The 16,989-nt window shown below is 36.6% G+C and carries 17 protein-coding genes; 14 read left to right on the top strand and 3 right to left on the bottom strand.

All coding sequences use genetic code 11. From position 1 onward, the window contains the following. The first annotated feature begins 29 nt into the window (after positions 1–29). The 4 genes from ASU31_RS11020 to ASU31_RS11005 all read left to right on the top strand — a co-directional run bounded on the left by ASU31_RS11020 (position 30) and on the right by ASU31_RS11005 (position 3,829). Positions 30–695, top strand: coding sequence for a heme exporter protein CcmB (locus tag ASU31_RS11020; RefSeq protein WP_057932371.1), 666 nt, complete (start codon positions 30–32; stop codon positions 693–695). A gap of 89 nt (positions 696–784) precedes the next feature. Continuing rightward, complete coding sequence (locus ASU31_RS11015) at positions 785–1,534, top strand: cytochrome c biogenesis protein (RefSeq protein ID WP_245224532.1); 750 nt, start codon at positions 785–787, stop codon at positions 1,532–1,534. Between the two features lies 1 nt (position 1,535). Next, positions 1,536–1,754, top strand: coding sequence for a CcmD family protein (locus ASU31_RS11010; RefSeq protein WP_029275364.1), 219 nt, complete (start codon positions 1,536–1,538; stop codon positions 1,752–1,754). 653 nt (positions 1,755–2,407) lie between these two features. Then, the gene (locus ASU31_RS11005; RefSeq protein WP_057932370.1) at positions 2,408–3,829 is read left to right on the top strand and encodes a Glu/Leu/Phe/Val family dehydrogenase; all 1,422 of its coding nucleotides are present in this window, start codon (positions 2,408–2,410) and stop codon (positions 3,827–3,829) included. A gap of 442 nt (positions 3,830–4,271) precedes the next feature. Here the strand turns inward: ASU31_RS11005 and ASU31_RS11000 are convergent, their stop codons facing one another. From ASU31_RS11000 to ASU31_RS10990, 3 genes are all read right to left on the bottom strand, one after another. Beyond that, on the bottom strand, positions 4,272–5,672 hold the full coding sequence (locus ASU31_RS11000) for a hypothetical protein (RefSeq protein ID WP_057932369.1): 1,401 nt from the start codon (positions 5,670–5,672) through the stop codon (positions 4,272–4,274). A 64-nt stretch (positions 5,673–5,736) separates the two neighbouring features. After that, entirely contained in the window at positions 5,737–7,773 is a 2,037-nt protein-coding gene (locus tag ASU31_RS10995) for a hypothetical protein (RefSeq protein ID WP_057932368.1), read from the bottom strand. Between the two features lie 201 nt (positions 7,774–7,974). Next, positions 7,975–8,655: a hypothetical protein gene (locus ASU31_RS10990; protein WP_057932367.1), complete on the bottom strand. Its 681-nt coding sequence runs from the start codon at positions 8,653–8,655 to the stop codon at positions 7,975–7,977. 255 nt (positions 8,656–8,910) lie between these two features. On the opposite strand from ASU31_RS10990, the gene ASU31_RS10985 reads away from it, so the two are divergent. From ASU31_RS10985 to ASU31_RS10940, 10 genes are all read left to right on the top strand, one after another. Continuing rightward, positions 8,911–9,345 (top strand): cytochrome c maturation protein CcmE domain-containing protein, encoded by a 435-nt coding sequence (locus ASU31_RS10985; protein ID WP_057932366.1) that lies wholly within the window; start codon positions 8,911–8,913, stop codon positions 9,343–9,345. A gap of 5 nt (positions 9,346–9,350) precedes the next feature. Continuing rightward, positions 9,351–11,816 (top strand): heme lyase CcmF/NrfE family subunit, encoded by a 2,466-nt coding sequence (locus tag ASU31_RS10980; protein WP_057932365.1) that lies wholly within the window; start codon positions 9,351–9,353, stop codon positions 11,814–11,816. A gap of 4 nt (positions 11,817–11,820) precedes the next feature. Then, a complete protein-coding gene (locus tag ASU31_RS10975) occupies positions 11,821–12,585 on the top strand; it encodes a Rossmann-like and DUF2520 domain-containing protein (RefSeq protein ID WP_057932364.1) in 765 nt (254 codons plus the stop codon). A gap of 40 nt (positions 12,586–12,625) precedes the next feature. Beyond that, entirely contained in the window at positions 12,626–12,958 is a 333-nt protein-coding gene (locus tag ASU31_RS10970; RefSeq protein WP_029275355.1) for a 2Fe-2S iron-sulfur cluster-binding protein, read from the top strand. Positions 12,959–13,056: 98 nt separating this feature from the next. After that, positions 13,057–13,299: a Fe-S cluster assembly protein IscX gene (gene iscX, locus ASU31_RS10965; protein WP_057932363.1), complete on the top strand. Its 243-nt coding sequence runs from the start codon at positions 13,057–13,059 to the stop codon at positions 13,297–13,299. 50 nt (positions 13,300–13,349) lie between these two features. Next, on the top strand, positions 13,350–13,877 hold the full coding sequence (locus ASU31_RS10960) for a KdsC family phosphatase (protein WP_057932362.1): 528 nt from the start codon (positions 13,350–13,352) through the stop codon (positions 13,875–13,877). 424 nt (positions 13,878–14,301) lie between these two features. Next, a complete protein-coding gene (locus ASU31_RS10955; protein WP_057932361.1) occupies positions 14,302–15,132 on the top strand; it encodes a universal stress protein in 831 nt (276 codons plus the stop codon). Positions 15,133–15,233: 101 nt separating this feature from the next. After that, entirely contained in the window at positions 15,234–15,620 is a 387-nt protein-coding gene (locus ASU31_RS10950) for a Spy/CpxP family protein refolding chaperone (RefSeq protein ID WP_057932360.1), read from the top strand. A gap of 69 nt (positions 15,621–15,689) precedes the next feature. Next, on the top strand, positions 15,690–16,256 hold the full coding sequence (locus ASU31_RS10945) for a Maf family protein (RefSeq protein ID WP_057932359.1): 567 nt from the start codon (positions 15,690–15,692) through the stop codon (positions 16,254–16,256). A gap of 52 nt (positions 16,257–16,308) precedes the next feature. Continuing rightward, on the top strand, positions 16,309–16,986 hold the full coding sequence (locus tag ASU31_RS10940) for a peptidase associated/transthyretin-like domain-containing protein (RefSeq protein WP_157257977.1): 678 nt from the start codon (positions 16,309–16,311) through the stop codon (positions 16,984–16,986). Positions 16,987–16,989: the final 3 nt, after the last annotated feature.

Genomic DNA, 16,989 nt, shown 5'->3' with positions numbered 1-16,989 from the left:
TATTTATCAATAAAAGTATCTTTGCGGTTATGCAATTGGCCAAAGAGGTTAAATATTTAATTCACAAGGAAGTATTGTTAGAGTGGCGCTCCAAATATACCATTAACGGTGTATTACTCTATGTGGTTTCTACCATTTTTACTTGTTATCTCTCTTTTGTTAGCCTGGGCGATAAATTAACATGGAATGCCTTGTTTTGGATCATCATGCTTTTTGCTTCAATTAATGGCGTATCGAAAAGTTTTTTGCAGGAAACCAAAGGCCAACAGTTGTATAGTTATATTTTGGCAAGTCCGGCTGCGGTTTTAATTTCTAAAACGGTTTACAATACGCTCCTTATGTTGGTGCTTACTACAATTGCTTTAGGCTTTTATACACTGGTTTTCGATTCTTTTACCCCGCCTGATTTAGTGATGTATTACATAGCCGTGGTATTGGGCAGTATCAGTTTTTCTACTGTATTTACAATGGTTTCGGCAATCGCAAGCAAAGCGGGAAATGGTGGAATGTTGATGGCTATTCTAAGCTTCCCAATCATTATTCCGGTATTGATCCTGTTAATTAAACTGGCGAAAAATGCTGTTGACGGTTTGCCGTGGGAGAATAGTTACGATGAAATAGCGATGTTACTGGTGGTGAATGTGCTGATGGTGGCAACGTCTTTATTGTTATTTCCTTACCTTTGGAGGGATTAAAAAATGATTGAATGAGAGATGGATTGAATGATAGAACAGGGAATAACATTCACTAATTCAATCATTCAGAACTCAATAATTATATAGGTATGAATAAAACTTGGTGGAAAATTTTAGGTTCGGTTTTGGTAATTTATACTGCAATAGCAGGTTTATTACTTGGTGTACCGCATCTGGCTATTTTGAACGAAACAATCCGTAATCTGTATTTCCATGTTCCGATGTGGTTTGCCATGATTGTGCTTTTTTCGATCTCTGTTTTTTACAGTGTAAAATCATTGAGTACCAAAAGTGAAATTGATGATATTAAAGCCGTAGAAAGCGTAAATGCTGGGATTGTTTTTGGCGTTTTAGGTTTGGTAACGGGTGCCATCTGGGCTAAATATACCTGGGGGCAGTTTTGGAGTTTCGATCCTAAACAGAATTTTGCTGCCATCTCAATTTTGCTCTATTTTGCCTACCTCATTCTGCGCAATGCGATAGACGAAGAACAGAAAAGAGCCAAAATTTCGGCCATTTACAATATTTTCGCCTTCCCAATGATGGTGGTATTGCTTTTTGTTTTACCCCGCCTAAAAGATTCATTGCACCCAGGCAATGGCGGTAACCCAGGTTTTAACAGTTACGATTTAGACAGCCGCATGCGTATGGTGTTTTATCCCGCATGTTTGGGCTGGATATTAATTGGCTACTGGGTTTATACTATCCGTTTCAGAATACGTTCAATAGAAACCATTACGAATACACCTGATTATGGTGAAATTAAAGGTATTCGTGATAGCTTCGTTACAGATGAAAATCAATCAACAACAAACGAAAACAAACAACAACATAACTAAAATGAAGAAGATATTTTTCTCCCTGATATTAATGATGGCCACCATGCAACTATTTGCGCAGGATAATGGCGTAGAAATGGCTGATAGCCTTCGCAGCAATGGAAAGATATATGTTGTGGTAATATGTATCGTAATTATTCTTGTAGGTTTGCTGGCCTACCTGTTCTCAATCGATAAAAGATTAAAGAAAATAGAAAAAGAAAACCAAACTGATAAATAGTAGCGTAAATACGAATGCTGGTTAAAACCATACTTGGCTTTAGTAGTTTGATAAACCGATGTATTTGAAGACTAAATTCATCAATTTTTTATATTTATCTTATTGTAAAAGAGGGTTTTGGTAATTTTAAAAGCCCTAATTAAAAATACAAAGCAGTAACCACATAAAATACCTACATCACAGTATTGTTTTTTGGTAATTTATTGATCAAGTTTGATTAGTTATAAATTAAATCAACGGGACGATTTAGGTTAAATTAAGAAGTGATCAACACAATTGGTCACTTTTTTTATGTCCTGTTTTTTATAGGTATTTGCAATATTCATAATATTGATCTGTTTTTTAGCTTCTATTTGTTGAGTGTTGCAACAAAAGGCTGTTTTGAATATTTTTTTTATAATTTTTTTTTGATCAAAATGAGCTGTAATAAAACCTGTAAAAATAGTCGTTTTATGGTGTGGGCTGACAAAGATATCTACGTTTAAATGTGTTTAGGTATAGTTTTTAAACAGTTTTCTCCAACGGGTATAAAAGCTGTTGTTAGGCTAAAATAGAATGGTGTTTGCTTTACACTAAGTCTTTTTGCATTTGGATATGTGCAGTTTTTTTAGGCAATTTTGCATCGAAAACTTATTCAATATAAAAAATAAATAATGGCTAATCTAGCAGACGAGAACAAGTTCTTTGCAGATGTTTGTAAGAACTTTGACAGTGCGGCTCAATTCACCAATCATCCAGAAGGTTTATTGAACCAGATTAAAACATGTAATAGTGTGTATCGTTTCCAATTCCCCATCCGTCGCGGAAACGGTTTTGAAGTAATTGATGCTTGGCGTGTAGAACACTCTCACCACATGAGCCCTACCAAGGGGGGGATCCGTTACAGTGAAATGGTAAACGAAGATGAGGTTATGGCACTTGCAGCCTTAATGACTTACAAGTGTGCCATTGTTAACGTTCCATTTGGTGGCGCAAAAGGCGGTATTAAAATTAACACTAAACAATACAGTGTTGCTGAGTTAGAAACCATTACCCGCCGTTATACTACAGAATTAATTAAGAAAAATTTTATTGGCCCTGGTATCGATGTTCCTGCTCCTGATTATGGATCTGGCGAACGCGAAATGAGCTGGATTGCCGATACTTATATGACCATGAATCCTGGTCAGTTAGACGCTTTAGGCTGTGTAACTGGTAAACCAATTGCGCTACATGGTATCCGTGGCCGTAAAGAAGCTACAGGACGTGGTGTTGCCTATGCTGTGCGCGAATGTGTAGAAGTGGCAGAAGATATGGCTAAAATAGGTTTTAAAGCTGGTTTAGGCGATAAAAGAGTAATTGTTCAGGGTTTAGGTAATGTGGGCTACCATTCAGCTAAATTCTTAGCAGAATTTGGTGCTACTATTGTAGGTTTATGTGAGTTTGAGGGAGCTATTTACAATCCTAATGGATTAAATGTGGATGAGGTTTTTGCGCACCGTAAAAATACTGGTTCGATCTTAGGGTTCCCTGGTGCTAAAGACTTTAAAAATTCGATGGAAGGTTTAGAGCAAGATTGCGATATCATTGTTCCTGCTGCTCTAGAAAACCAGTTCACCGAGCTTAACATCCGTAATATTAAGGCGAAAATTATTGCCGAAGGTGCAAATGGGCCAACAACGCCAGAAGCGGAAACAATTTTTACCGAAATGGGTGGTATCATTATTCCTGATATGTATTGCAATGCGGGTGGTGTTACGGTTTCTTATTTCGAGTGGTTGAAAAACCTTTCTCACGTGGCTTTCGGTCGTATGGAAAACCGTTATGCAGCTAACTCAAATGCCAATCTGATCAATACTTTAGAAAACCTGACCGGTAAAACGATCCTTCCAGAGCACCGTTTAATGATTGTTAAAGGCGCATCTGAAATGGAATTGGTAAACTCTGGTTTAGAAGACACTATGATCCATTCTTACCACGAAATCCGTGAAACATTAATGAACAAACCAGCAACTCAAACATTGAGAACAGCTGCTTTTGTAAATTCAATCGATAAAATTGCGGTTTCTTATATGAATTTAGGCGTTTGGCCATAATCAACTAATCGTCATTGCCACATCCCGATCCTTATCGGGATGTGGCAATCTTATTAAAAAGCCTTGCAGAATTTAAAGCTGCAGGGCTTTTTTGTGCCTAAGTTCGCTATTTGAATCTTTTGCTGGCTGTGTAAGCCACTTCCAGCTTTTTTTTATTTTGGAAATGATAGGTCTGCATTCCATAGGAGTGGGCTAGTCCTGCTGTACCTCCTGCCGATGAAGGATCGGCATCCGTCCCATCAGGTTTAGGTACGATGGACAGTTAATCTGCGTAAATCATCCGAATCCATGTTTAGTGGCTCACCAGACAAGTGAATTATCATGTTAGATAATCTACTAGGATGTTTGTCATTCTGAGCCTGTCGAAGAACTAATGTTATTTTTATTGACACTGCAAACAATTATAGTCTGCGTAAATCATCTTCAATCTGCGGGAAAACCATTACTTGTGTATCGAAATATCAAGAGCCGATTTCAGATTTAACTGATTTTGTAAACCATTTCTAAACGCTTTTAAAAGTTGGATCAGGGCGTTGGCATCCTCGTTTAAAAATAAAAGTTCCGATTCCAGTTTGATTTTGTCTTTCTCTATGCTTTTTGCTTTAATCTCTAATTGACTAAAAGTGCCCAGTTTATCTGCAATTAATGGCATTGGCGTTTGTTTAATCAACTTTTTAAAATCTACTTTAAAGTAAAAGAAATCGTCAGATGATGTCCTTTTTAAATCGGGTTTAGTGCTTTTTACTGTACTTAATTGAATATTACCACTACTGCCTTTAAAGTAAACCTGGTACAATGGAATCATCGAACTGCTGATCTTTCCGGTAGATTGATCCAACGCGCCTAGTGATTTAAGATAATCGCTTACTTCCCGGTCATTGGCAGTCAGGTTCATGGAAATAAAAGGAATCTTCCGGTCCTGAAGTACTTTTTTTTCAACCCTTTCAAAATCATCATTGTATTCATAACCTACAACAGTATCAACCTGTGTAATGGTGTTTGTCCATTCAAAATCCACATAATCTTTGTAAAATCTGAAAAAGCTACCTTTTGAAAGGAGAGAAGGAGTTTCTGTTTGATTTTTTTTAGGTAATTCTGATTTAAACTTTGCATTTAGCCACATACCTATTGTGCTTTCCGGGTTTAAAGTCCGGTGCTGCGGTTTAGCTGCTGGCACGATCATTTGATTTATGAACTCATTGCTGAAATTAATTTTTCCGTCAGTAAAATTAATTTTGCTAAAGCTCTCGGTATTTTGAAACGAAATATGATCGGAAAGGTTTGCAAGCCTGTTAAATTGACTATCACCAAGTTTAACCATATTTTTTTTATCCAGAATTGCTTGCAGAACAGTTTTTAATTGCTCCTTTTGTGGTGTATAAGCTAAAGCGACAGTTGTTTTGTTAAATAAGACACAAAAGGTCGAATCTTTGGATTGAAAGAAATTTCTATCCTTTTTAATCAGCGGCAAAGCAGATTTTTTTTGAATAAAACGGTTAAATGCTAGCGTATCTGCTATTTCAAAAGTCGAAAAAAAAGTAGTTTTTGCTTTTCCTTTTAAACTATATATGTAAATGTTTGCCGGGATTTTCAAGCCTGTGTTTAAATCATCTACCTTTTCCTTAATCCCTTTTTTATCTGCTCCCGAATATTGACTTGGATGTTTTATATAACTAACCGCAATGGTTTTGTATAGCTCATCAACATTAATTTTAAGCAATGCATTGGTAGAATCAGGGATGGATATATTATTGGCCTGGATTTGCCTGTATTTGAAAAAGCCGAAATAACAAAGCAGCAGCAATATTGCTATTGCTGCTGTTATTTTTAAAAATTTCTTCATAGAATATGGTTAACTGTTTAAATTGGTTAATCGGTTAACTGTAAACTGATAATTGCCAACTAAACTACTTAGCTGCATTTTCAATTAAAGAAAACAGATATTTCAGAGCGTTCTCATGTCCGTTCGGAATTTCTGCACTAATATCTGCTGAAACCAATCTGCCCTTAATCGGGTTAGATTTCATGTATACATTACCCATTTTTTCTAAAGTGCTGTTAAATTTCTTAGCGGTTTCTTCGCCACCAATTTCCGAATCTGGTACTTTGCCCACAAGGTTTTTGGCATTAAATAAAAAGCTGAAATTGTTTTTGCTCAATAGTTGTTTGTGCAGTTTACTTAATTTATTGCTGTTGTATTGATTGTTGCTAATGCCCTGCATTTCAGTTAACGAATTACCAAAAAATACAATGCCATCTTTAATCATAAAGTAAATATCAATCGGGCTTTTCTTTTCCAATATTTTATAAATGTTGTTCTCAACAGATACATAATTTTTGTTTACGCCATATTTAATCAGTTTGTTAATCAATCTGTGATCTTCTGATGAAAACATGAAAAGGAAATCAGGCAACGTTTCTTTCTTGGTTTTAACTATTTCTTTTTGTTTGTAATCATCATCATATTCGTAAGTGGTGTAAGTAACGTCTTTGGTATTTAATCCATTGATTACGAATAAGGCATCACCTTTAATTACGTTACTTACTGCTTCTTCATCTAGCAAAAGACTGAAGAGCTCAGCGCCAAGATCAATTTCTTCATCCATTTTAGCGCCCAAAAAAGAACCATAGGTTTGTTTCAATAATTTAGGGAATTCTTCCAGATAAGCTTTGGTATCGATAGAATAGCTCATAAAACCAAGCGCTTTTTCGCTGTTTACATATTTCAAAAAGTTTTTGTTTAACTTTCTGTTCATGATTTTTTTATACGCATCTGCCTGTTCCTGCGCCAATTCTAAGCCTGTAGAGATGCGGAAACTTTTATCATCCATGAAAAGTTTCGCATTTAATGCACCATAACCTTTCATCAGTCCGGCTTTTCCGTAAGTGCCAAATTCTGGCGCAATCGAATTATAAACATCTTGAAGGCTCGATACCCAAAGTTCTGCAATGGCTTTATTATCTAAACTCGCCGTGTATGATTTATTGTTCTCGATAGACTCGTAAGTGCCATTGAAAATCTGATCTGCCTGGGCGGTCATCCAGGTGAAAGCCAATCTCTTTTTCTTTGCATCTTGTTCTAAACGCTCTTGTTGGTAAGTATCATATTGCTCATCAACGATACCATGAACTGGAGTCATGCCGCCTGCAGTGTCGAGTGCGAATTCCCTTGCTTCTCTTGTTTCTTCAAAATCTGAATCTATTTTAGCAACTTTTTTAGATTTTTTGGCCGTTTTCTTTTTACCGGTTTTTTTCGTTCCAACCGTTTTTTTGGTATTCTTTTTAGCCGTCGATTTTTTTTGAACTTTTACTTTTTCAACAACCGGGGCTTCAACTGCCTCTACCATAGGCTCATCTGTCGTTGCGTAAGTAGAATCTACAGCCACAGCCGCACTATCAGCAACTATTGTATCATCACTTTGGAACCTTACATCTTTAATCCCATAACGTGCAGATTTAACTGAATCAGCAAAGAAAGATCCTTTTATGCTTCCGGTTACAAAATACAGCATATTATTGTTCCATTTAATAATGCTCGTGCTATCTGGCAAAACCATCGTACGGGTATCGCCCTGCTGTGTAAACTTTTTCTCTTTGTTGTCAATCAGACTTTCAAATTTTTTGGCATCTTTTATCGGAATAAGAAAACAGTTATATGTAATACTATCGCTTAACTGATTAAAGTAATACATGTTTTTCTCCAGGTTGATGCCGAAATCTTCTATGCTGGTAAAGTTTTTATCAAGTGATTTTGAAGTTTCGGTAAGTAATTTTTTGCCTACAAAAGATTCGTTAAAATCTTTTACAAACATCAGTTTAAATACGTTATCGCCTTTAATGGTGGCAACTGTAAAGGCATTTGCAGGTATTTTCTTAACTAGATCCTGAGCCTTCGCCAGATTAAACGATAAGAAAAGAGAGATGGCAATTAGAATTTTTTTCATTAGATATAATTATTGATTCGGTGTTTATTGTTTTTCGATTGTATCAATGAGCTCGCTTACTCGGTTTGTTTTTTAGCGGTTATGAAGCTATCATGAACATATTCATCTCGGTTTGTGAACAGTATGCTCATGATGGTTTCATTGGATATAATTTGTTTCAGTGGAGGTGAAACGATCGCCGATGATGCGTTGGTTTCATTTTTATTTAGATAGTTGTATAGAATTAGATACGTTAATTTTTCCATTAATTAAATCCATGATGCTGCTTTTTAACATCACTGCTTTTTTAGATTTCGATACATTTGATGCCGGATTGGTACTACTTGTTACAGCAGATTCGAAACGATAGATGCTGGTGTAGGTTGCGCCGTTAAAAACTGCTTTGTCTTTTGCTTTTAATTTATTGAATTCCGTTTTAGCGGTACCTACTGCCTGATATTTTCGGCTAAAGATTTTGGTGGCCTTATTATAAGTATACGAGGAGGTGTTAGTGGCCTTAATTTTTTGCTGGGCAAGAATGTTTTTGGTGATGTTATTGATATTTGAAACATCTTTAAAAGAAAAACTAATGCTTGCGATGTAATTATTAAAATCGCTTGTGCTTTTTACATTAGAAATCCCTTCCGATTTTTTTAAATAGGCCACGGCTTCATTTAATTCCTGTTGAATTTTTTGTTTGCTGGGTACTTTATAGCCTTGTACGCTATCCAAAAGCATTACCGAAGCTACCTTGGTTTTGCTCTGGCTTAGGTTTATGGTGAGCACCACATCGCCGGTCCCATCGTTTTTCATGGCAATTTCTTCAATTACTTCAAAACAAGAGCTTAAAAAGGGTATCAAAACTATAAATAATAAAAGCTTATAAAACTGCTTTAATTTCATGTTAATCCGGTTTATGTTCTATTGTGGGATGTAAAAAAGGAATGATTATCTGACAGGCCAAACTTAACAATTTCAGCCCAAACTTTTAAACGATTTAAGATATTCCTTAAGATCGGTTATAAATATGGGCTTCAGAAAAAATATTTTCCTTCAAAAATCAGATAATTGTCAATATAAAGACAAGAAAAATGTAAAAGAATGCTGGCTAAGCCGATTTTTCTATCTTTGTTGCCAGCTTTTACAACAAGTATAACCATGAAGAAAAGTGCAATCATTGGATTAATTACCATCGCAATTTCCGTAGGGATTTTATTTAGCTTAAACGCAAATACTGATACCTACTCTAATTTCAAACAGGCAGCCCTTTCTGAGAAAGAAGAGCATGTTATGGGCTATTGGGTAAAATCGATGGGTACTTACTACGATGCCGTAAAAGATGCTAACCATTTTTCATTCCACATGAAAGATGAAAAGGGGGAAGTGAGAGAGGTAATTTACGCAGGTACCAAACCGCAGGATTTCGAAAAATCAGAAAAGCTTGTGTTAATCGGTAAGATGAACAAAGACAAGTTTTATGCGTCGAAAATTTTAATGAAATGCCCATCTAAATATAACGACAACCTTGTTGAGATTAATAAAGATGGTAAGGTTGATACGGTAGGTAAGTACGGCGAGAAAAAATATAACTAATTTTAATGGATATTCAATTTGTAGGCGAAAACCTGCTACCGGGTAAAATCGGGCAGTTTTTTATTGTGCTGGCGTTTAGTGCATCATTACTTTCAACAATCGCATACTTTTATGCCAGTCGCGAGAAAAATTTAGAAGATAAATCTTGGCGTAACTTAGGTCGGATTGGGTTCTTAGCTAATTTTGGCTGTATAATTGGTATCGGAGCAATTTTGTTCTACCTGGTACTGGGGCACTACAATGAATATAGCTATATCTATTGGCACTCTTCAAAACAACTTCCAATTCATTATATTATTTCTGCTTTTTGGGAGGGACAGGAAGGAAGTTTCTTGCTTTGGGCTTTCTGGCAATCGTTTTTAGGTACTTTATTAATCTGGAAAGCTAAAACCTGGGAGCGTCCTGTAATGACAGTTGTGGCTTTCTCTCAAGTATTTTTAACTTCAATGCTTTTAGGTGTAGAGATTTTTGGTGAGCGCATCGGAAGTTCTCCGTTTATCCTGTTAAGAGATTCTCTTGATCTAAAATCAATGGCTCCTGTAGTTTTCGCAAACCCTGAAAACTTCGCTAATTATTTAAAATTTATTACCGATGGTAGAGGATTAAATCCATTGTTGCAAAACTATTGGATGGTTATCCACCCACCAACCTTATTTTTAGGTTTTGCCAGTATGATTGTGCCTTTTGCCTATGGGATTGCGGCTTTGTGGCAAAAAAGATATAAAGAATGGATTAAACCAGCTATGCCCTGGGCGCTTTTTGCAGTGATGGTTTTGGGTACAGGTATTATTATGGGCTCTTTCTGGGCTTACGAAGCGCTAAATTTTGGCGGTTTCTGGGCTTGGGATCCTGTAGAAAATGCTTCTTTAATTCCATGGTTAACGCTAATTGGAGCTGTACACGTAATGATTGCTTATAAAAATACAGGACATGCTTATTTTACCGCAATTGCCCTGGTTTTTTTAAGTTTCTTATTGGTGCTTTACGCATCGTTTTTAACCCGAAGTGGAATTTTAGGTGATACATCAGTTCACTCGTTTACCGATATGGGGATGTTTGGCCACTTAATTTTATACAATGTTGTTTTCGCTGTTTTAGCAATTGTGCTCATTGTAGTAAGATGGAAAGAATTGCCAATTACCACTAAGGATGAAGAAACTTATTCGCGCGAATTCTGGATGTTTATTGGGGCTTTAGTGGTAACCATCGCTTGTATCCAGGTAATATTTTCTACATCAGTTCCCGTGTTTAACAAAGCCTTTGGAACAAACTTTACTCCGCCAATTGATGCTGTAAAATACTATAATCAATGGCAAGCACCATTTGCGGTATTAATTACTTTGATTTCGGGTTTCTCTCAATATTTAAAATACAAAAGGACTGATCCACGCAAATTTTATAGCAGTCTGGTATCGGCAATTATTTTCTCCATTGTGTTAACAGCAGGTTTGGTGTATGTGGCTGAGATTTACACCAACACCATGTACATCCTTATTACCTTTAGTTGTTTATTTGCTGTTCTTTCTAATGCTGCAGTATTATATCAAGCTTTCGGTGGCAAGGCTAAATTGGCTGGCTCAGCAATTGCACACATTGGTTTTGCTTTTTTGATCCTTGGCGCATTAATTTCTGCAGCTACAAACAAACCTTTATCAATTAATGCTACTAAATTTATTCCGGTAAAAGATTTCGAAAAAGTAGAAAAACCAGGCGAGAACATCATGTTATACAAAAATGAACCCAAGAAAATGGGTAACTACACTGTAACATATGTAGCCGATACCACTGTAGCGCCCAATACCATTTATACCCTTAATTTTAAAGTTTTAGATAAAGAAGGTAAGGTTAAAGAAGATTTTAACTTACATCCACACGTACAGGAGAACGAAAAAATGGGCTTAATTGCCTCTCCTGACACCAAGCATTATCTTACTTATGATGTTTATACCCACATTACAAGTGCTGCCATTAAAAAAACATCACATGAAGATCACGAAGGTCATTCTGATGATGAAAATTATAAAGCACCGCGTATTGTTAAGGTTTCGGTAGGAGATACCATCCATACCTCAAGTGGTATTGTTACCGTGAAAGATTTGAACAGAAAACCGACCGCAAAAGATTTAGTTTTAGGCCAGGGTGATTATGCCGTTGGTTTACCATTAGAGGTTAATGCTGCCGGTAAAGTTTACAACACAGAGCCTATTTTCTTAATCAAAGGAAATAACACTTTCGATTTCGCCCGCAAGGTAGATGAATTGGATTTGAAATTCCGTTTTGCCAGGGTATTGCCAGACGAGAAAAAAGTAGAGCTTCAGATCTTTGAAAAACCTCAGCAGGCTAAAGACTGGGTAGTTTTTAAAGCAATAGAATTTCCTTTCATCAATTTATATTGGGCAGGTACTATTGTAATGGTTGTTGGTTTCTTACTTTCAATTTTCAGAAGAAGAAAAGAGGCCAAAACCGCATAAAATCATGAAGATCGTTTTATTAGGTTCGGGAAACGTTGCCACACACTTAGCAAAAGCATTAAAAGCCAAAGGTGAAGATGTGGTACAGGTGTACAGCCCAAACCTTAATAATGCAAAGTTATTGGCTGATTTAATAGCAGCCGAAGCTGTAGACGATTTAAATGAGGTTAAACAGCATGCTGATTTATATATTATCTCGGTAAAGGACGATGCCATTGAAACCATAGCCAAATCGTTAAAAAACGTAAGCGGTTTGGTGGTGCATACCTCCGGAACCACCGATATTAATATTTTATCATCAGCGGTGAAAAAAGCAGGCGTTTTTTATCCGTTGCAAACTTTTTCGAAAGGTAAAGAGGTTTCATTTGAAAATATTCCGCTGTGTATCGAAGCGAATGATGAAAGTCAATTGACGATTTTAAACAATCTGGCAATCAAAATTAGCCGTCAGGTGTACCAGTTAGGTGGAGAGAAAAGAAAAGTATTACACCTTGCAGCGGTATTTGCCTGTAATTTTCCGAATCACCTATATGCTTTGGCGAATAAAATTTTAAGTCAGAACGACTTGGATTTCGAAATCATCAGGCCATTAATTGCCGAAACCGCCGATAAGGTAATGGGCAATCTACCTGAAAATGTGCAGACTGGACCGGCAGTTAGGGCTGACGAAAGCACTTTAAATAAGCATTTGAGCATGTTAACCGATATGCCCGAATTGCAGAACATTTATCAAACATTGAGCGATAGCATAAAATTAACGCTGAAATAGCATAATTACGGCTTTTGCTTCTTACTTTTGCAAAATAATTATGAGCATTTTTAAACTAAAAATAAATTTTGAAGAGGCAGATCACGAATCTATTGAATTACCAATAGCAGCGGGAGAATCTGTTTTAGATGTTTGTCTGGATAATGGAATCGAATTACAGCACAACTGTGGTGGTGTTTGTGGTTGCAGTACCTGCCATGTATACGTAACAAAAGGTATGGATAATATCGAAGAGATTTCTGATAAAGAAGAAGACTTTATCGATAGAGCTGTTCGTCCGAAAATTACTTCTCGCTTAGGTTGCCAATGTGTGGTAATTAACGGCGATATTGAAGTAACCATTCCAGATCAGTCTGACTTTATGGGACACTAGTTAGTCTTGAGTCCAAAGTCTTCATTCGGGAGTCGGTTAGCCGATTTAAACAGTTAACCGATTAACCAATTCAAATAATTAACCAACAACAAAACAACATGAACAACGATAAATTTGCTTTACCTTTTTACTGGAACGATTATGAAGATATTGCAATGTCTTTATATGAGAAATTTGGTGATGATTTTACAGAAGCCAAAATCTACCGTATCCGCTTTACCGAACTTTTAGAATGGGTTTTAGCGTTGCCAAACTTTAAAGGTACCCGTGAAGAAAGCAGTGAAGGCCATTTAGAGCAAATTCAATCTGCCTGGGTTTACGAGTGGAGAGATAATCAGTAATTAGTCCTAAGTTCGGAGTCAGCACCGAGCGCTTAACCCTAAACGCGTAAATGTTTTTACAGAAACTAAAAGAGATCACTACTTTCATTTTTGATGTAGATGGTGTGCTTACCGATGGATCAGTTCAGGTGACTGATAACGGGCAGTCGTTGCGTACTTTTAACATTAAAGATGGCTATGCCATGCAGTTGGCCGTTAAAAGGGGATATAACATCTGTATTATATCTGGTGGAGATGGTATTGCCATGGGAAAGCGTTTTTTCAATCTGGGCGTAACCGATGTTTTCCTCGGTACAGGAGATAAGGTGGCTATTTTTAAGCGATACCTTCAGGATAAAAACATTACTGCAGAAGAAGTGCTTTACATGGGCGACGATATTCCAGATTTAAAAGTAATGAAACTCGTAGGGCTTCCAACCTGCCCGGCAGATGCTGTAGAAGAAATAAAAGCGATATCTACATTCGTTTCTCCTTACAATGGTGGCAAAACCGCTGTCCGCGATATTATCGAAAAAGTAATGAAAGTACAGGGCAGATGGCATGATGAAAATCCAAATGCTGCCGATTCGGGTATTTAAATTAGTTCAGTAGCCATTGGTTCATTAGTGAATTATACAGGTGCCATAACGAATCGTCTTCCTGAACTTGTTTCAGGATCTTTCAGGCAAATAAATTTTTAGTTACCTAAACCTAGCATAGCGAATTCGGCTGGTGAAATTTTTTACGAGATTGTTATTCAGAGCGGAGTCGAAGGATCTTTTTGTCATTCATCCAAATAGCTAATTAAGTTAAAGATTTCTCCATTCCGCGGTGCTGCAGTCGAAATGACGACCAAGTTATCGTCACCTTTATCAGAATCGAAACATCTTTAGAGAAGATCAAAGATTATAAATCTCAGACATTAAAATTTGCAATACACCAGATTATATACGAAATTTACATTGATAAATTAATCAATCGATTGATTAATTTATCAATGTAAAAAATGTTAAATTTAATCACATGAGCACATACCTTGTACCAGTAGATTTTTCGAAAACAGCAGATCACGCAGCCAAATATGCTGCCAGGCTGAGTTTTGCGATGACGAACTCAAAAATTATACTGCTTAATGCCTACTATGTTTCAGAATACGAAAGCATTCTCCCAACACCCGATTTAATTGTTACCACAGATGTGCATATCGCCGATGAAATTACGAGAAGGCTCGAAGCACTGGAAAAACTTAAGGTAAAAATGCTTGAGATCAATCCCAAGGCAGAAATAGATGTTTACCTTACAAGAGAAACAATCTTACGTTCTATCATTGAGCGGGTAAATAGAGAAGAGATCGAACTCATTATTATCGGTAGTAACGGTAAAAAAGCGAAAGACGAAAGCGATATCGGTTCTAATGCGATCAAAATTTCTAAATCAAGCCCGGTTCCGGTTTTGGTTGTTCCGCCTAAGGCCGATTATCAATCGATCCGTAAAGCCATTTTGGCCTGCGATTTTAAAAAGGTTAAAGAGGTGATCCCCATGCATGCACTTAAAAATATTTTAAGCAAACATGCCTTAGAACTTTTGGTGCTTAATATCAATTCTGGTGATGTTATTGACTTGAAGGAAGAACATTTTTTACACGAAATGCTCAAAGATTTTTCTCCCGCTTATCACTATGCTGATCATCCTGATGCAATTAAAGGAATAGTAAAATTTGCTAAAAACGAAGAAGCCCAGCTGATCATCGCACTGCCCAAAAAATATAGTTTTTTCGAAAGTCTGCTTCACGAAAGTGTATCCCAAAAATTGACCATTAAATCACATGTTCCCGTACTATTATTAAAAGATTAACTATTTAATCTGCAACAGCTAAGTTACATTTACAGATTAAACTTTCATCTTTTTGCACACTCCAACATGCTCAATTTTCAACCAAAAACAACAAAAACAACATGAAAAAATTAATGATGATTTGCGGATTAATGCTAGGAATAGCTGGTTTCGCTAACGCGCAGCAAGGTAGTGGACCAGGAAGAATGATGATGAAACCTGAAGAAAGAGTAAAACAGTTAGACGAAAAATTAAAGTTATCTGATGATCAAAAAACAAAGTTAACCACTGTTTTTACTGAGCAGGCAGAAACCATGAAAAAAATGCGTGAAGAAATGCAAGGTGGTGATAGAGATGCAATGAGAGAGAAAATGCAAAAAATGCGTGCTGACAATGATGCAAAAGTAACTGCAGTATTAACAGACGATCAGAAAAAAACTTACGAAGCTTGGCAAAAAGAGCAACGTGCTGAAATGGAAAAACGTAGACAAGGTGGTGGAAATAACTAATCTTGGTAAAATATCAAATAAGAAAAGCGGCTTTATGCCGCTTTTCTTATTTTAGCAGAAAAATAAAATATGCCTGCCAATTTCCCTCCCATTATTTTAGCATCTAAATCGCCACGTAGACAAGAGCTTTTAACGCTTATGGGCTTAAATTTTAAAGTCGAACTAAAAGATGTAGATGAAAGCTACCCATCGGATTTAAGTCCTGCAGAAATTGCCGTTTACATTTCAGAGCAGAAGGCTAAGGCTTTTACGGCTAATGGTGAAATAGTGATTACAGCTGATACCATTGTGGCCTTGAATGGAGAAATTTTAGGTAAACCTGAAGATAGGGCGCATGCACAAGAAATGTTAAAAAAACTATCGGGAAGCAGACATGAAGTTTTTACAGGTGTTACACTTGTTAAAGGCGATAAAATTCATTCTTTTTACGATAGGACAGAAGTTTACTGTAAATCTGTTACAGCTGATGAAATTGATTTCTACATTGATAATTATAAACCCTTTGATAAGGCTGGGAGTTACGGCGTGCAAGATTGGTGGGGTATTGTTGTAGTAGAGCGCATAGAAGGCTCTTATACAAACGTAATGGGCCTGCCAACGGAAAAGCTATACAATGAACTGTTGAAGTTTATTTAAAACCTCTTGTGGAATTCGCCTGAAAGATTCATCATCTATGAAAATTAACACGATGAAAACGAGAATTAACAAAGTTACCATAGCCGAGCCATGTTTAGAAAACTGGGATGAAATGGATAAAGGAGAGGGCTTTAATTTCTGTAAAGCCTGTAGCAAAAATGTAATTGACTTTTCGGGCTATACCAATGCCGAAATCATTAGTGTATTGGCAGGTGCCAGTTCTTCTGTATGTGGGCGTTTAAGCCAAGCTCAATTAAACCAGCTTAACCATCATTTATCGGTTGTGCCCACCACTAATAGAAACTGGATGAAATATCTTGGTGTACTCGCCATAGGGATGAGTATTTTTGTGATGGATGCCAGGGCAGAAAATTTGAAAATGCCGATTGAAATAACAAGAAGTATAAACCACAAAACAGATGATAAAAAAACAGTTGTATCCAAAAAAATATGCGGTTACGTTATCGGTGCCGACAATAAACCTGCTGCAGGCATAAGATTAGCCATTCTTGACACCAAATTTTTTGCATTAACCGATAAAAATGGGCGGTATGAAATCACTTTAGATAACAAATTTGATCTAAACAATAATAAATTAGTGGTTGAAAGCATGAGGTATAGGGCATTTTTGACCATTGATTTTTCTAAGGAAAAACAAAGCAGCCTTAAGCTTAATAAGGCTGAGCCCATGATCATGGGAATAGTAATCCCCTCAATTAAGAAGAAATAATCC

Origin of the sequence: Pedobacter ginsenosidimutans, from assembly GCF_001442625.1 — a bacterium.
In the GTDB taxonomy this organism is placed as follows: Bacteria; Bacteroidota; Bacteroidia; order Sphingobacteriales; family Sphingobacteriaceae; genus Pedobacter; species Pedobacter ginsenosidimutans.
Note: the sequence above shows the minus strand (reverse complement) of the source record. Positions and strands in the feature narration are given on the sequence as shown.